This window comes from Streptomyces sp. DSM 40750 (assembly GCF_024612035.1).
In the GTDB taxonomy this organism is placed as follows: Bacteria; Actinomycetota; Actinomycetes; order Streptomycetales; family Streptomycetaceae; genus Streptomyces.
The window spans coordinates 732,320-747,638 of record NZ_CP102513.1; the positions used below are offsets into that span (position 1 = coordinate 732,320).

Annotated in this window: 14 protein-coding genes; 8 read left to right on the forward strand and 6 right to left on the reverse strand. The window is 71.2% G+C overall.

All coding sequences use genetic code 11. The annotated features are described in order from the left end of the window. Positions 1-51 precede the first annotated feature (51 nt). Positions 52-990, reverse strand: a complete 939-nt coding sequence (locus JIX55_RS03575; RefSeq protein WP_257561744.1) for an EamA family transporter — start codon at positions 988-990, stop codon at positions 52-54. 40 nt (positions 991-1,030) lie between these two features. Between JIX55_RS03575 and JIX55_RS03580 the strand changes: the two genes are divergently transcribed. Both JIX55_RS03580 and JIX55_RS03585 read left to right on the forward strand, forming a co-directional pair. Continuing rightward, complete coding sequence (locus tag JIX55_RS03580) at positions 1,031-1,558, forward strand: MarR family winged helix-turn-helix transcriptional regulator (RefSeq protein WP_257561745.1); 528 nt, start codon at positions 1,031-1,033, stop codon at positions 1,556-1,558. A 107-nt stretch (positions 1,559-1,665) separates the two neighbouring features. Next, entirely contained in the window at positions 1,666-2,166 is a 501-nt protein-coding gene (locus JIX55_RS03585; protein WP_257561746.1) for a hypothetical protein, read from the forward strand. A gap of 57 nt (positions 2,167-2,223) precedes the next feature. Here JIX55_RS03585 and JIX55_RS03590 read toward each other — a convergent pair whose 3' ends face one another. From JIX55_RS03590 to JIX55_RS03600, 3 genes are all read right to left on the reverse strand, one after another. Then, entirely contained in the window at positions 2,224-3,192 is a 969-nt protein-coding gene (locus JIX55_RS03590; protein WP_257561747.1) for an aldo/keto reductase, read from the reverse strand. A gap of 67 nt (positions 3,193-3,259) precedes the next feature. Then, on the reverse strand, positions 3,260-4,567 hold the full coding sequence (locus tag JIX55_RS03595) for an MFS transporter (protein ID WP_257561748.1): 1,308 nt from the start codon (positions 4,565-4,567) through the stop codon (positions 3,260-3,262). 117 nt (positions 4,568-4,684) lie between these two features. After that, on the reverse strand, positions 4,685-5,290 hold the full coding sequence (locus JIX55_RS03600; RefSeq protein WP_443046693.1) for a LysE/ArgO family amino acid transporter: 606 nt from the start codon (positions 5,288-5,290) through the stop codon (positions 4,685-4,687). 78 nt (positions 5,291-5,368) lie between these two features. Between JIX55_RS03600 and JIX55_RS03605 the strand changes: the two genes are divergently transcribed. Beyond that, a complete protein-coding gene (locus tag JIX55_RS03605; protein WP_257561749.1) occupies positions 5,369-6,277 on the forward strand; it encodes a LysR family transcriptional regulator ArgP in 909 nt (302 codons plus the stop codon). Positions 6,278-6,299: 22 nt separating this feature from the next. Here the strand turns inward: JIX55_RS03605 and JIX55_RS03610 are convergent, their stop codons facing one another. Continuing rightward, a complete protein-coding gene (locus JIX55_RS03610; protein WP_257561750.1) occupies positions 6,300-6,983 on the reverse strand; it encodes an NUDIX domain-containing protein in 684 nt (227 codons plus the stop codon). A gap of 101 nt (positions 6,984-7,084) precedes the next feature. On the opposite strand from JIX55_RS03610, the gene JIX55_RS03615 reads away from it, so the two are divergent. After that, the gene (locus JIX55_RS03615; RefSeq protein ID WP_257561751.1) at positions 7,085-7,762 is read left to right on the forward strand and encodes an AIM24 family protein; all 678 of its coding nucleotides are present in this window, start codon (positions 7,085-7,087) and stop codon (positions 7,760-7,762) included. Between the two features lie 89 nt (positions 7,763-7,851). Next, a complete protein-coding gene (locus JIX55_RS03620; RefSeq protein WP_257561752.1) occupies positions 7,852-8,478 on the forward strand; it encodes an alpha-ketoglutarate-dependent dioxygenase AlkB in 627 nt (208 codons plus the stop codon). A 17-nt stretch (positions 8,479-8,495) separates the two neighbouring features. On the opposite strand, the gene JIX55_RS03625 is transcribed toward JIX55_RS03620, so the two are convergent. Next, on the reverse strand, positions 8,496-9,707 hold the full coding sequence (locus JIX55_RS03625) for an FAD-dependent monooxygenase (protein ID WP_257561753.1): 1,212 nt from the start codon (positions 9,705-9,707) through the stop codon (positions 8,496-8,498). A 337-nt stretch (positions 9,708-10,044) separates the two neighbouring features. Here JIX55_RS03625 and melC1 point away from each other — a divergent pair, with 337 nt between their 5' ends. The 3 genes from melC1 (at position 10,045) to JIX55_RS50810 (ending at position 15,235) form a co-directional block, all read left to right on the forward strand. Then, positions 10,045-10,410: an apotyrosinase chaperone MelC1 gene (melC1, locus tag JIX55_RS03630; RefSeq protein ID WP_257561754.1), complete on the forward strand. Its 366-nt coding sequence runs from the start codon at positions 10,045-10,047 to the stop codon at positions 10,408-10,410. 29 nt (positions 10,411-10,439) lie between these two features. Beyond that, positions 10,440-11,264: a tyrosinase MelC2 gene (gene melC2 / locus JIX55_RS03635; RefSeq protein ID WP_257561755.1), complete on the forward strand. Its 825-nt coding sequence runs from the start codon at positions 10,440-10,442 to the stop codon at positions 11,262-11,264. Positions 11,265-11,818: 554 nt separating this feature from the next. Next, on the forward strand, positions 11,819-15,235 hold the full coding sequence (locus JIX55_RS50810) for a S8 family serine peptidase (RefSeq protein WP_306819978.1): 3,417 nt from the start codon (positions 11,819-11,821) through the stop codon (positions 15,233-15,235). The last annotated feature ends 84 nt before the right edge of the window (positions 15,236-15,319 follow it).

Consider the following 15,319-nt stretch of genomic DNA (forward strand, 5'->3'; position numbering starts at 1 on the left):
CGCGACTGCCTCACCGGTGTCGCTGGTTCTCACAGGCCCCACCCTATGCAGTCACCTGATCTTCGTACGGCGGTGGGTGGTTGACGGCGGAACCGGGGTGGACGGCCGTGCGCCACCCCTCGGCCCATCGCCCCCGCGGCGGTCCGCGCGTGCGGGGCGGCCCAGGACGACTCCGGTCAGGACCAGGCCCAGCCCGCACAGTTGGCGGCCCGTCAGCGTCTCTCCGGCGACCGCCGTGCCGAGGAGCACGCCCGTGACGGGGTTGAGCAGTCCGATCAGTCCGACGGTGCCGGCGGGCAGGTGGCGCAGGCCGGTGAACCAGGCCGCGAAGGCCAGCGCGGTGGCGATCAGGGTGACGTAGCCGAACGCGAGGAGCGCCTGCGGGGAGAGTGTGGGCGGCGGCCCCTCCACGGCGGCGGCGACCGGGAGGAGGAGCAGGCCTCCGGCGGTGAGCTGCCAGGCGGTCGAGGCGAGCACGTCGGTCCCGGCGTTCCAGCGCTTGGTCAGGATGTGGCCGAAGGACGAGACGAACATGGCGGCGGCCGAGGCGAGGATCCCCGGCACGCTCATGCCCGCCTCCCCGGTGAGGAGCATGAGGCAGACCCCGCCGAGCCCGATCGCGGCGCCGGCCAGGTGCGCGAGGCCGGGCCGTTCGGAGACCAGGGGCCAGGCGATGAGCATCATCGTCAGCGGAGCGACAGCCATGACGGTCGAGGCGACGCTCGTCGGCAGCAGCTGGGAGGCGGCGTAGACGAGGACGAAGAACACGCTCACGTTGAGCAGCCCGAGCAGCGCGGACCTTCCCCACCAGGCGCCGCGGGGCCGCCGTCGGCACAGGGCCAGCAGGACGAGGCCGGCGGGCAGTGCCCGCAGGGCCGCTCCCCACAGGGGGCTGTCCGCCGGGAGGTACTCGTGGGTGACGAAGTAGTTGGTCCCCCAGGCCACCGGCGCCACCGCGGTCAGCGCCACCCAGCGCGTATTGGCTTCCATGGAAGACAATATAGCTTCCCGGGAAGCTACCATGGTGCGTATGGACGAACGTCAACCACCGCTGGACCGTGTGGCCCGCATCCAGGCCGACTGGCGCCGCGAGCGGCCCGACGTCGACGTCACCCCGCAAGGAGTGATCGGCCGGCTGCACCGCCTCGCCGACCGGCTCACGGAGGAGCTCTGCCTCGTCTACGGCCGTTACGGGCTCAGCGAGGGAGAGTTCGACGTGCTGTGCGCGCTGCGCCGGGCCGGCGAGCCCTTCGAGCGGGCGCCCGGCGAGCTCGCCGCGCACACCATGGTCACCACCGGCGCGATGACGAAGCGGATCGACCGCCTGGAGCGGGCCGGGCTCGTCACCCGCCGCCGTGCGGAGGACGACCAGCGCGGCCGGATCGTCGCCCTCACCGGGCCGGGACGCGAACTCATCGACGAGGCGTTCACGGACCACATGCGCAACGAACGCCGTCTGCTGGATCTGCTGACATCGGCCGAGGCCGGGTCACTCGAAACGGTGCTCACGGCCTGGCTGTCCCGCATGGAGCATCCAGGCCCTTCCGACGACGGGTGACCCGCCGCCCCGGCCGCCGACCTGCCCACCGGGACGGTCACCGCGCCGGCGTCCCCGACACCGGCCCTCCGCTCGGGCACCCAGCTCGGGCTGAGACACTGCACGTCATGGCCTCCCTCACGCCCGCGCGCGCCCTGCTGATGCTCACCACCGGGCTCACCTGCCTGCTGATGGCGGGCGGCGCCCTCATAGGCGCGCTGATCGGCGGTGGTCTCGTCGCGCTGGGAGCGGCCCTCTGCGCGGGACTCGTCGGGATGGTGGGCTCACTCATCGTGCGGCGGCGGGCCATGGCGCACTTCGTCATGGCCCAGCGGCAGGCCGGGCAGCGGGGGTACGCCGAGGGCATCGCCCACGGCGTACTCATCCACGTGACCGCCTACGAGGCCGCCGTCTTCCCCCGCACCGGGCCGGACGGCGTCAGCCCCGAGGAGCGGGCGGCCCGCCGCACCATCGCCTACCGCATGGCCGCCCTCGACGAGGTGCCCCAGCGGGTACGCCTGGCCGCCGCCGACGCCCTCGCCCTCCTCGACAAGACCGACCGCGAGGGCGCCGAGGAAGCCCTCGCCCGTCTCGCCACCACGGTGCGCCTGGAGTACGCCCGGCTGTGACACCTGCCTGCCCCGCCGCGGAAGCGCCCGACTCTCGCGGGTCGGGCGCCGCCGGGCTCAGTGCCCGCTGATCGCGCGGGGCGTGTAGGGCCGCTCCAGCTCTTCGGTCTCCTTCTGCGTGAGGGTGAGGTCCAGGGAGGCCACGGCGTCGTCGAGGTGGTGCGGCTTGGTGGCGCCGACGATGGGGGCGGTCACGGTGGGCCGGCTCAGCAGCCAGGCGAGGGCGACCCGGGCCCGGGGCACGCCGTGCTCGCCGGCGATGCGGGTGACGGCGTCGACGATCTCGCGGTCCCCCTCCTGGTAGAGGGTCTTGCCGAAGCTGTCGGTCTCGGTGCGTTCGGTGACGGTGCCCCAGTCGCGGGTGAGGCGGCCTCGGGCGAGCGGGCTCCAGGGCAGGGTGGCGACGCTCTGGTCCTCGCACAGCGGGAGCATCTCGCGCTCCTCCTCGCGGTAGAGGAGGTTGTAGTGGTTCTGCATGGACACGAAGCGCGTCCAGCCGTTCAGGCGGGCGGTGGACTGCATCTTGGCGAACTGCCAGGCGTACATCGAACTCGCCCCGATGTAGCGGGCCTTGCCCGCCTTCACCACGTCGTGCAGGGCCTCCATCGTCTCTTCGACCGGGGTGTTGGGGTCGAAGCGGTGGATCTGGTAGAGGTCCACGTAGTCGGTGCCGAGACGCCGCAGGCTGTTGTCGATCTCCGTCATGATCGCCTTGCGGGACAGACCCCAGGCGTTGGGGCCCTGGTGCATGGCGCCGTTCACCTTGGTCGCGACGACGATCTCCTCGCGGCGCGCGAACTCCGCGAGCGCGCGGCCGACGATCTCCTCACTGGTGCCGTCCGAGTAGACGTTCGCCGTGTCGAAGAAGTTGATCCCGGCGTCCAGCGCCTGCCGGATCAACGGGCGTGACGCCTCCTCGTCCAGGGTCCACTCGTGCGTGCCCCGGTCGGGGGCGCCGAAACTCATGCATCCCACACAGATCCGGGACACGTCCAGACCCGTCGAACCGAGCTTCACGTACTCCATCGTTACGACTCCTGCCTGTGGGGTGTGCGGCTGACAAGCAGCCTACGAAAGATCAGGTGCCGATCAGTCAGATCCGGTACCGCCGCAACGCCGGTGTCACCAGGGCCAGTAGGAGCATCGCGGCCATGACGAGCAGACCGCCGCCGACGACGGCCGTACGGGCGCCGAAGGCCGCGCCGGCGGTGCCGTGCAGGACATCGGCGAGGCGGGGGCCGCCGGCCACGACCACGGTGAAGACGCCCTGCATGCGGCCGCGCATCTCGTCGGTGGCGGCGGACAGCAGGATGGCGCCGCGGAAGACCATGGAGACCATGTCCGCGACACCGGCGGCGGCGAGGAACACCACGGCGAACCACAGGCTGGTGCTCAGCCCGAAGCCCGTGACGGCCGCGCCCCAGGCCATGACGGCCGCGATGACCATGAGGCCGTGCCGGTCGGAGCGCGAGAAGGTGCCCGACATCAGTCCGCCGACGACGGCGCCGATCGGGATGGCGGCGAACAGCAGGCCCAGGGCGAGTCCTTCGCCGTAGGGCGCGTACGTGGTGTCGGCCAGCTGTGGGAAGAGTGCGCGGGGCATGCCCAGGACCATCGCGATGATGTCGGCGAGGAAGGACAGCAGGAGCACCTTGTGCAGGGCGATGTAGCGGAAGCCCGCGACGACCTCCCGCCAGCCTGCGCGCCGGGTCGTCGCGGTGTCCCCGGGCGGCAGTGAGGGCAGCTTGTAGACCGCCCAGAGGGTGATGCAGAGGGCCAGCGCGTCGATCAGGTACAGCTCGGCCAGGCCGATGAGCGGGATGAGGGCACCGGCGAGCAACGGCCCGGCCACCAGGCCCAGTTGCATCACGGTCGAGCCGAGGGCGGCGGCCGCGGCCAGTTCGTCGGCGGGGACCAGACGGGCCACGGAGGCGTTGCGGGCGGGTGAGTTGAGGCCGAAGAAGGCCTGTTGGAGGGCGAGCAGGGCCATCAGCGCCCACACCGATTCGAGGCCGGTGACGGCCTGGACCCAGAACAGCACCGAGGTGACGGCGATGCCGGTGTTGGTGATGAGCAACAGGGTGCGGCGGTCCACGCTGTCGGCGACCGCGCCGCCCCACAGCGCGAAGACCACCAGGGGCAGCAGGCCGGCGAGGCTCGCGTACCCGACCCAGGCGGAGGAACCGGTGATGTCGTAGATCTGCTTGGGCACGGCGACGGCGGTCAGCTGGCTGCCGACCGCCGTGACGATGGTCGAGGACCACAGGCGCCGGTAGGCGGGACGGCGCAGGGGACGGGTGTCCATCGCCCAGCGGCGCCAGCCCCGGCGGGGTGCCTTCCGGGCGTCGTCCTCCGGGGCGGCGTCGTCGCCGGTGCTGCTCTTGGTGGTGTCCACGGGCATCCTGATGCTCGATACATCTTTCGATACGGACACCACTATCGCGGAGGGTGCTGTCGCCGGGACAGGCGATGTCCCGGCTGTCTCACATGCTGTCGGCGCACGGGCACTCGCGTCGGCTCACGCCCCGGCGATCAGCATGCCCCCGAGCGCCAGCATCGTCACCGCGACCAGGCCGTCGAGGACGCGCCAGGCCGACGGGCGGGACAGGAAGCGGCTGAGCAGCCGGGCGCCGAAGCCGAGGGCGGCGAACCAGCAGAGGCTGGAGAAGGCGGCGCCCAAGCCGAAGGTCCAGCGCAGGGACCCCTGGTCGGCGGCGATCGAGCCGAGCAGGAACACGGTGTCGAGGTAGACATGGGGGTTGAGCCAGGTCAGTGCCAGACAGGTGAGGACGGCCCGGCGCCGGGAGCCCGCCGTCCCGTTCTCCGTCCGGAGCGCGTCGTCGCCGGGCCGCAGGACGCGACGCGCGGCGAGGACGCCGTAGACCACGAGGAATCCGCCGCCGACCAGGGCGACGGCGCTCAGCGCGCTGGGCCAGGCGACGACCACGGCGCCCACCCCGCCGACGCCGAGGGCGATCAGGGCCGCGTCGGAGAGGGCGCAGATGGCCACCACCGGGAGCACGGCGGCCCGGTGCAGTCCCTGGCGCAGGACGAAGGCGTTCTGGGCGCCGATGGCGACGATGAGGGAGAGGCCGGTGCCGAATCCGGTGGCGAGGGCGGTCATTTCGCTGAACACATCCACGACGCTAGGAAACGCGCTGCCCTGCGTACAGCTAAAGATTCTTACGTATCATTAGCGACCGTGATGTCTCAGCTTCCGCTCGATCTGGTGCGCACCCTGCTCGCGGTGGTGGACGAGGGCACGTTCGACGCGGCGGCCGGTGCGCTGCATGTGACGCCGTCGGCGGTCAGCCAGCGGGTCAAGGCGCTGGAGCAGCGGGTCGGCCGGGTCCTGCTGATCCGGGAGAAGCCGGTGCGGCCGACCGACTCCGGCGAGGTGATCGTCCGGTTCGCACGTCAGCTGGCCCGTCTCGAACACGACGCGCAGGACGCCCTCGGTCTGACCGGCGCCGGGGAGGCCACGCGCGTGTCGATCGCGGTGAACGCCGACTCGCTCGCCACCTGGTTCCTGCCCGCCCTGACCCGGGTGCCCGAGGAACTGCGCCCCTGTTACGAGCTGCTCCGCGAGGACGAGCAGCACACGGCCCGGCTGCTGCGCGAGGGGCTGGTGATGGCAGCGATCACTTCGGCGCCGGACGCCGTGGCCGGCTGCTCGGTGCGGGCGCTGGGCCGGATGCGGTACGTGCCCTGTGCCGCTCCCGCCTTCGCGGAGCGATGGCTCGGCGTCGGTTCGGGCGTGCGGCTGCAGGAGGTGATCGTCGACGCGCCGGTCGTGTTCTTCGACCGGCGGGACGAGTTCCAGAACGCCTTCGTCCGACGGCTGACGCGCGGCCGTCCGGCCGGCGCCCGTCGGCATTACGTGCCGACGTCGGAGGGCTTCGTCGACGCCGTGGTCGCCGGGATGGGCTGGGGCATGGTGCCCGCCGCCCAGGCCGAGCGGCTGCTCGACACCGGACGGCTCGTCAACCTGGCGCCGGACCGGACCGCGCACGCCCCGCTGTTCTGGCAGCAGTGGAAGCTCGACTCCCCCGCGCTGACCGCCGTGGCGGAGGCGGTCGCCGCCGAGGCCGCCGAGACGCTCGACCCCTGAGGCGGCGGGGCGCCCCGCCGCCTCAGGATCCGCTTCCGGCGCTGAACGGCCCCTCCAGCGCCGCCCATTGCAGCAGCATGATGGTCTTGGCGTCGGCGATCTCCCCCCTGCGGATCATCTCCAGGGCCCGCCGGAAGGGCAGTTCGACGAGCTCGATGTCCTCGCCCTCCTCGTCGAGGCCGCCGCCCTCGTGGGTGCGGGTCGACGGGCCGTACGAGGCGGCGTAGAAGCTCACGCGTTCGGTGACCGAGCCGGGGCTCATGTAGATGTCGAAGACGTGCTGGATCTCGCCGATGGTGTGTCCGGTCTCCTCGACGACCTCGCGCCGCACGGCGACCTCGGGGTGTTCGTCCTCCTCGTCGAGCAGACCGCCCGGTGTCTCGATGAGCATCCCGTCGGGGTGGCCGTTGACGTACACCGGGTAGCGGAACTGCCGGGTGAGCAGCACGGTTTCGCGTTCGGCGTCGTAGAGGAGGAGGGTGGCGCCGTTGCCCCGGTCGTGCGTCTCGCGCTCCTGGGTGCTCCAGGTGCCGTCGGCGTGCTGGAAGTCGAAGGTCGTGGTGCGCTCCACGTACCAGTGGCTGGACAGCAGTGTCACGTCCCGCACCTTGACCCGCGGATTGCCGGTGAGGTCCCGGCCGGTGCGGTCGAGTCCGGTGCGGCCCCGGCGGTCAGGGATGTCTACGCCGACGGTCTTGTTGGTCATGTCCGCTTTTACCATTCCGATCAGGACGTTGTCAGGCGTCTCAATTCACGTGCCGCGCGGGTCGCTTGGCGGAATCGGGCACTCCGGGACAGCATGCCCGTATGAAGAGCGATCTTTTCTCGAACGAGAACATGGTCCAGCCGGCGTACGCGCCGGGGATGAGCGTGCAGAACGCCAAGTCGATCAAGTACGCCGTCAACGGCGAGATGCTCGCCCGGCAGGGCGCGATGATCGCCTATCGCGGGAACCTGCAGTTCGAACGCAAGGGCCAGGGCGTGGGCGGCATGCTCAAGCGGGCGGTCACCGGGGAGGGGCTGCCGCTGATGGCGGTGCGCGGTCAGGGCGAGGCCTGGTTCGCGCACGAGGCACAGAACTGCTTCGTCGTCGACATCGAGCCGGGTGACGTGTTCACCGTCAACGGCCGCAACGTGCTCTGTTTCGACGCCTCGCTGTCGTACGACATCAAGACCGTGAAGGGCGCCGGTATGACCGGTGGCGGCCTGTTCAACAGCGTCTTCACGGGGCAGGGCAGGCTCGGTCTCGTCTGCGACGGCAACCCGCTGGTCATCCCGGTCTCGCCCCAACTGCCCGTGTTCGTCGACACGGACGCGGTCGTGGGCTGGACCGCCCACCTCAACACCTCGCTGCACCGCTCCCAGTCCTTCGGCTCCATGATCCGTGGCGGCTCCGGGGAGGCCGTGCAGCTGAAGCTGGAGGGTGAGGGGTTCGTGGTCGTGCGGCCGAGCGAGCTTACCCCGCAGAAGGCTCAGCAGCACTGAGACGGCGGGCGACGAGGGAGCCCGGGCCGGCGGCGGACCACCCGCAAGCATAAGCGAACAGGTTTTCGAATCTGGAGTACGCTGCAGGTATGGCCATGCACCTCCAGGGCTCCCTCTTCGACCAGTCCGACGACCTCCGCCTCGGCCCTCTCGACGGACTGCGCCGCCGTGAGCTGAGTGCCGGGGCCTGGGTCGATCTGCTGCCCGGGTGGCTCGGCGGGGCCGACGCGCTGTTCACGCGGCTCGCCGAAGAAGTGCCCTGGAAGGCCGAACGGCGGCAGATGTACGAGCAGGTCGTGGACGTACCCCGCCTGCTCGCCTTCTACGGCGCCGAGGTCGCCCTCCCGCACCCCGTCCTGGACGAGGCCCGGGAGGCGCTCTCCGCGCACTACGCCGCCGAACTGGGCGAACCCTTCGCCACGGCGGGCCTGTGCTACTACCGCGACGGCCGGGACAGCGTGGCCTGGCACGGCGACCGGATCGGGCGGGGCGCCCGGGAGGACACGATGGTGGCCATCCTGTCCGTGGGCGACCCCCGCGATCTGGCCCTGCGCCCGCACCGCGGCGGGGAGACCCTGCGGTTCCCGCTGGGGCACGGCGATCTGATCGTGATGGGCGGCTCCTGCCAGCGCACCTGGGACCACGCGGTACCCAAGTCGACGCGGGCGGTGGGGCCGCGCATCAGCATCCAGTTCCGCCCGCAGGGCGTGCACTAGAGGCACCCCGAGGCCGGCTAGTTCCGGTCGGCGAGGGCACGCGACTGCGACGTCCGCGCCAGCTTCGGGCCCAGCCAGCGCTTGAAGCGGCGCAGGGCCTCCAGTCGGCCGGCGGCGCGGTCGAGGCGGTAGTAGAGCTGCGGCGGCACGTACGGCAGCAGCGGGGAGTGCCGCTGGCCGAGGAGGGCGAACATCTGCTCCGGGGGAAGGTCGATGTACCGCTGGATGTTCTCGTACCACTGGGCGCTGTAGCGGGCCGCGCTCTGCAGCCGGAGGAGTTCGGACTTGCGGCGCCGCTCGTAAGCGGCGAGCGCGGCCTCCGCCTCCGGGTGGGCGGCGAGGGCTTCGGCCAGGCAGATCGCGTCCTCCAGGGCGAGGGTGGTGCCGGCGCCGATGGAGTAGTGCGTGGTGTGGGCGGCGTCGCCGAGCAGGACGACGTTGCCGTGGTGCCAGGCGCGGTTGGTCAGGGTACGGAAGTTGAGCCACTGGGCGGTGCCGTCGCCCTGGGCCCGGCCCAGCAGCGGGTGGCCGTCCAGAATGTCGGCGAAGAGCTTCTCCAGCAGGGCCAGCCCGTCCGCCTCACCCAGCCGGTCCAGGCCCAGGCCGCTCAGCGTCTTCGGGGAGCACTCGATGACACAGGTGCTCTGCTCGCCGCTGAACGGGTAGGCGTAGGCCCAGATCCAGCCGTGGCCGGTCTCCTGGAAGGAGAAGGTGAAGGCGTCGTAGACCTTGGTGGTGCCGAGCCAGGCGTAGGCGTTGCGGCCGAGTGCGATGTCGCTGCCGAAGTGGCCGGCGTACCGCTCGCGCACCGCGCTGTTGACTCCGTCGCCCGCGACGACGAGGTCGGCGTCCGGCAGGTCGTCGGCGGTGACCTCGTGCTCGTATTCCACGCGTACGCCGAGGGCCCGGGCTCGTTCGGCGAGCAGTTCGAGCAGGCGGCGCCGGCCGATGCCGAAACCGTCGTCGCCGGGCTGGACCGTCGTACGGTCGCGGACATGGGCGACCCCGCTGTTCCAGTGGACGGAGTTCTCGCTGATGGCGAGGGCCGTCGCGGGGTCCTTCTCGCGGAGCTTGTCCAGCAGCTCGGACCAGTAGGTGACGCCCCAGCCGTACGTCGACCCGGCCGGGTTCCGTTCATGGACGGTGATGTCGTGGGACGGGTCCTGCCGCTTCATCAGGATCGAGAAGTACAGGCTTGCGGGCCCTCCGCCGACGCACGCGATCTTCACGCACACTCCCAGTTTGCTGCGCAAAGCGATCAATTGATCACGAAGAGTAGCAGCGTGAAAGCGGTCCGGGTTCGCGTCACTTTGCTCGCGTGACCCCGGCCACTCGATCCACACCGGCGCGACAAGATCATCGGCGCCGCGCGCGCCACCGCGCGGAATATCCCCCTCCGCCCCCACCCGAAGGCTCGCCACAGTAAGATCATCTTTGTTCAACCTTGCACGACATTTACTTAATTGTCCGGATCGCAGCCAACCGGCTTCCTGGGATTTCTCCGGTTCCCCACCGGATCGATAGGCATGACGAGTCGTCAATCCCCCTGCCCCAGGAGGCTTCCGCATGCCCGACATCACCCGCCGCCACGCGCTCGGAGCCGCGGTCGCGCTGGCCGTGACCGCCGGTGCCCCGCTCACCGCCGCGGCCGCCGACGACCACGGCGACCACGGCGGCCACGACGGGCCCGAGGCCTTCGACGAGGTCTACCGGGGGCGCCGGATACAGGGCCGCCCGGCCGAGGGCGGCGGTCACCATCACGGGGCCGTTTACGCCGTGTTCGTCGACGGGGTCGAGCTGCATGTGATGCGGAACGCCGACGGCAGCTGGATCAGCGTCGTCAGCCACTACTCCCCCGTGCCGAACCCGCGCGCCGCCGCCCGCGCGGCGGTCGACGAACTGCAGGGCGCCCGGCTCGTCCCCTTCAACTGACCCGCACCACCGCGAGGAGCCGCAGAGACATGACCATACGCAAGAACCAGGCCACCCTGACCGCCGACGAGAAGCGGCGCTTCGTCGACACGCTGATCGCGCTGAAGCGCTCCGGCCGCTACGACGAGTTCGTCACGACGCACAACGCGTTCATCCTCGGCGACACCGACAACGGCGAACGTACGGGCCACCGTTCGCCCTCCTTCCTGCCCTGGCACCGCAGATTCCTGCTGGAGTTCGAGCGGGCGCTGCAATCCGTGGACCCCACCGTCGCACTGCCCTACTGGGACTGGACGGTCGACCGCACTCCGCGCTCGTCCCTCTGGGCGCCCGACTTCCTCGGCGGCACCGGGCGCAGCCGCGACGGGCGGGTGATGGACGGGCCGTTCGCCGCGTCCACCGGGAACTGGCCGATCCATGTGCGCGTCGACGGCCGCACCTATCTGCGGCGGTCCCTCGGGGGCGCGGTACGGCAGTTGCCGACCCGGGCCGAGGTGGATTCCGTGCTCGCGATGTCCACGTACGACATGGCGCCCTGGAACAGCGCCTCGGACGGCTTCCGCAATCATCTGGAGGGCTGGCGGGGCGTGAACCTCCACAACCGGGTGCATGTGTGGGTGGGCGGCCAGATGGGCACCGGGGTCTCCCCCAACGATCCGGTCTTCTGGCTCCATCACGCGTTCGTCGACAAGCTGTGGGCCGACTGGCGGCGCCTGCACCCGGGATCCCCGTACGCGCCGGCCGCCGGGACACCGAACGTGGTCGATCTCGACGAGCCCATGAAGCCGTGGAACGACACGACCCCGGCTGCGCTGCTGGACCACACCGCGCACTACACGTTCGACGCGGCCTGATCACGTTGATCCACGGGGCCCCCGCGGTCGGTGATCATCTCGGCCGGGCCGCGGTAGCGGCCGCGCCCTGCCTGCGCGTGCCGGCTTCCGCCGCGTCAAGGCAGTCGCCCGCCCCGCTTCGATGTGAGCGAGGTCCGGCCCTACGCCCTGATCGGCGTCTCGGCGCCGGCCGCCGACACCGAGCGGGAGGCCCGGCGTCAGGTCCGGCCGACCAGGCTGATGACGCTCGGCCTGCGCGGCGGCAGCCCCGGCCTGTCCCCAGCCCGGAGCAGGCGGAGATCATCCGAGCGGAACGGTGCCGCCGCACCTCCGGCGCGGGGACCGATCGCCGACCTCCCCGGTAATCGACCAGTGCCCGTTGCCGAGATTGTTCAGCGCACCGGAGGGCCTACTGGACAATCCACCGGCCGCCAAAACTCGGTCTCAGCCCGGTGATGCCTCCCATCACCGGCACCCCCGCCGCGGCCCCAGGCCCTTCCCCCTGGCCTGGGGCCGCCCGGTGCGCAGCCGCGCACGCAGCACCTCAACACCATCGATCGGGGAAGAGACCTCCATTGCGAAACAGGCACGGGAACCAGCACAGACTGAGGACACGAGGCAAGGCAGCCGCGTACGGCGGCGCGGTCGCACTGACCATGGTCGTCGGGCTGACCGCCACCCTCCAGGCGACCGGAGCGCCGAGCGCGGCGGCCGAACCCCGCAGCGCCCTGTCGGCCACGGCACGCATCACGCTGGTCACCGGTGACACCGTCGACGTGGATCGCGGCGGCCGCGTGGTCGGTGTGGAGATGGGGAAGGGCCGTTCGCGCACCGGCTACGTGACGCGCCACATCGGCGGGCACACCCATGTCGTCCCGGTGGACGCGATCAAACTGCTGAACAGCGGCAGACTGGACCGTCGGCTGTTCGACATCACGCAGCTGGTCAAGGACGGCTACGACGACGAGCACCAGAAGCGTCTCCCGCTGATCGTGTCGTACAGGGGTGGCCAGGACCAGCGGGCCGACGCCGAACAGGCGCTGGCCGCGGCGGACGCCGACGTGGAGCGCCGACTGCCCGCCGTGCGCGGCCAGTCACTCGTCACCGACAAACAGGACGCCCCTCAGGTCTGGAAGGCACTCACGAACGCCGACAGCCGGGCCGAGGGCGCGGTGACCACGGCTCCGGGAGTGGATCGGGTCTGGCTCGACGCCAGGGTCAGGGCCGTTCCGCGGACCGCCGCGGACGCACCCGCCGACGGCACCGGTCCGACGCGGATCGGCGCCCCGGACGCGTGGAGGGCCGGCTGGACCGGCAAGGGCGTCAAGGTGGCCGTCCTGGACACCGGCATCGACGCCACCCACCCCGACCTGAAGGGCAGGGTCGTCGCTGCCAAGGACTTCAGCGCGTCCGGCAACACTGACGACAAGGCGGGCCACGGCACCCACGTCGCCTCCACCATCGCCGGCTCCGGCACGGCATCCGCCGGCAAGTACCGGGGCGTCGCCCCCGACGCGCGGCTGCTGAACGGCAAGGTCCTCGGCGACGACGGTTCGGGGGAGGAATCCGGGATCATCGCCGGAATGCAGTGGGCGGTCCAGCAGGGCGCCAAAGTGATCAACATGAGCCTCGGCGGCACCGACACCCCCGGTGCCGATCCCATGGAGAAGGCCGTCAACACCCTCTCGGCATCCAAGGGCGTGCTGTTCGCCATCGCCGCGGGCAACGAGGGCCCGGCCGAGGCCACCGTCGGCTCGCCCGGCAGCGCCGCGGCGGCCATCACCGTCGCCGCCGTGGACCGCCAGGACTCCCTCGCCCGCTTCTCCAGCCGCGGCCCGACGGCCGACGACGGGCTCAAACCGGATCTCTCCGCCCCCGGGGTGGACATCGTCGCCGCCAGGGCCAAGCACGGCGCCATCGGCGAGGACGCCGACATCAAGGGCTACACGACGATGTCCGGCACCTCCATGGCCACCCCGCACGTCGCCGGGGCCGCCGCCATCCTCGCCCAGCGGCACCCCGACTGGAACGGGACGCGGATCAAGGCCGCGCTGATGGGCTCCGCCAAGGCGAACACCCGGCTGACCGCATACGAACAGGGCTCCGGCCGGGTCGATGCGGCCCGTGCCGTCACCCAGACCGTCGTCACCGAGCCCGCCTCCCTCGCCTTCGGCACCCAGGCCTGGCCGCACGACGACGACACTCCGATCACCAGGACCCTCGCCTACCGCAACACGGGCACCGCACCCGTCACCCTCAGCCTCGAAGCCGACGGCCCGGCGGGCGTGTTCACCCTCACCCCGGCCCGCCTGACCGTCCCGGCGGGCGGCACCGCCACCGCGACCGCCACCGCCGACACCCGGGCCGTCAAGGACGGTGTCCACTCGGGTGCCATGATCGCCACGACCGGTGACGGCACGACGGTCGTCCGCACCCCCGCACTCGTCAACCGCGAGATCGAGTCCTACAACGTCACCGTCAAGAGCGTCGGCGTGGACGGCAAGGCTGCGGACTGGGCCATGGCCAGCCTCGTCGGCCTGGACAGCCCCAGGAGCTACGACCCGTACCTGCGTGACGCCGACGGCGACTACCAGGTGACGCTGCGGGTTCCCAAGGGCCGATATGCGGCGGACGTCTTCCTGACGGGCGGACGGCGGAACCAGCAGTCGGTGCTGGTCGCGCCCAACCTCCGGATCACCAAGGACACCACGCTGGCCTTCGACCAGCGCAGGGCCAAGAAGGTCAGGATCACAGCCCCGGAGCAGGGAGCCGCCGGGATCGCTCAGGTCGTGCAGTACGCCGTGCACGGCTCCAAGAAGGAGTACGCCTACGCGGCAGCCTTCCCCGGCGACGGCACCACCCTCGCCCAGGTCGGCCCCAGCGCGTCGGCGAAGGATTTCATGGCCCAGATCGGCACCGTCCTCGGGGCACGCGCTGCCGGGAAGCCGCAGTACAACATCGTGGTCAGCCGCCAGGGGTCCTTCTTCACCGGGCTCACCCAAGCCGTCCGCCGGTCCTCGATGGCGAAAGTCGACATGGCGATCGGCGCCACCGTCAAGGACACCCAAGCCCTGCAGACCGCCCAGTGGGAGGTGCCCGGCTTCCCCCAGTTGACGGGCGGCGGCCCGGGCCTCAAGGGCTTCTCCAGGCCCGCGCCGACCTCCCGCCGGGTGATCTACGTGTCGGCCGACCACGGCCTGCGCTGGAATCTCGGCCTGGACCTCCACGTCGGCGGCGACAGCTTCCCCTACTCCCAGGTCATGGGGCTGGGCGCCAAGCGCTACGAGCCCGGCCGCAGCTACCGCGAGGGATGGAACCAGGGCGTCTTCGGACCTGTCGCGGCGCGCGGCACCGTACCGATCGGCGGCTACCGCAGTGGCAACGGCTACACCCTGTGCAACCCGCTGTTCTCCGACGGCCGCCTGGTCCTCGACAGGAACGCCAAGCAGAAGACCGTACTCACGGCGGGCGGCCGGACCTACCTGAGCACGACCACGGACCCCTGCTCTTTCGCCTACCCGTTGGACGGTCTGGCGAAGGAGAGGACCAGGTACACGCTCACCGGCGAAGCGACGCGGAGCCTGAACACGTACAAGGTCAGCGACCGGGTCAGCGCGAAGTGGACCTTCACCTCGCAGTACGTCGACCCGACCCGCGTCGCCGAGCGCCTCCCGCTCTCCGCGGTCCGCTTCCTGCCGAAGCTCAGCCTCACTGCCACCGCCAAGGCCGGCCGGAAGATCACGGTTCCGGTCGTGGTGCAGGGCCCGGCGGCCGTCAAGGGGCACCTCAAGTCCCTCGCCGTACAGGTGTCGTACGACGGTGGCCGGACCTGGAAGCCGGTGACCGTCCGCACCGACACGGCCGGCAAGCGGTCCCTGCGCCTCGTCCATCCGCAGGCGCCCGGCACCGTATCCCTCAAGGCGTCGCTGTCCGACACCGAGGGCAACACCTACACCGGCACGATCGGCAACGCCTACCGCACCGTCCGATAGGCGCTGCCCAGGCACGACGCCGGGGGCCGGAAGTCTTCTCTTCCGGTCCCCGGTGTGTGCCGCAGCTGCGGATTGCCTGAAAAG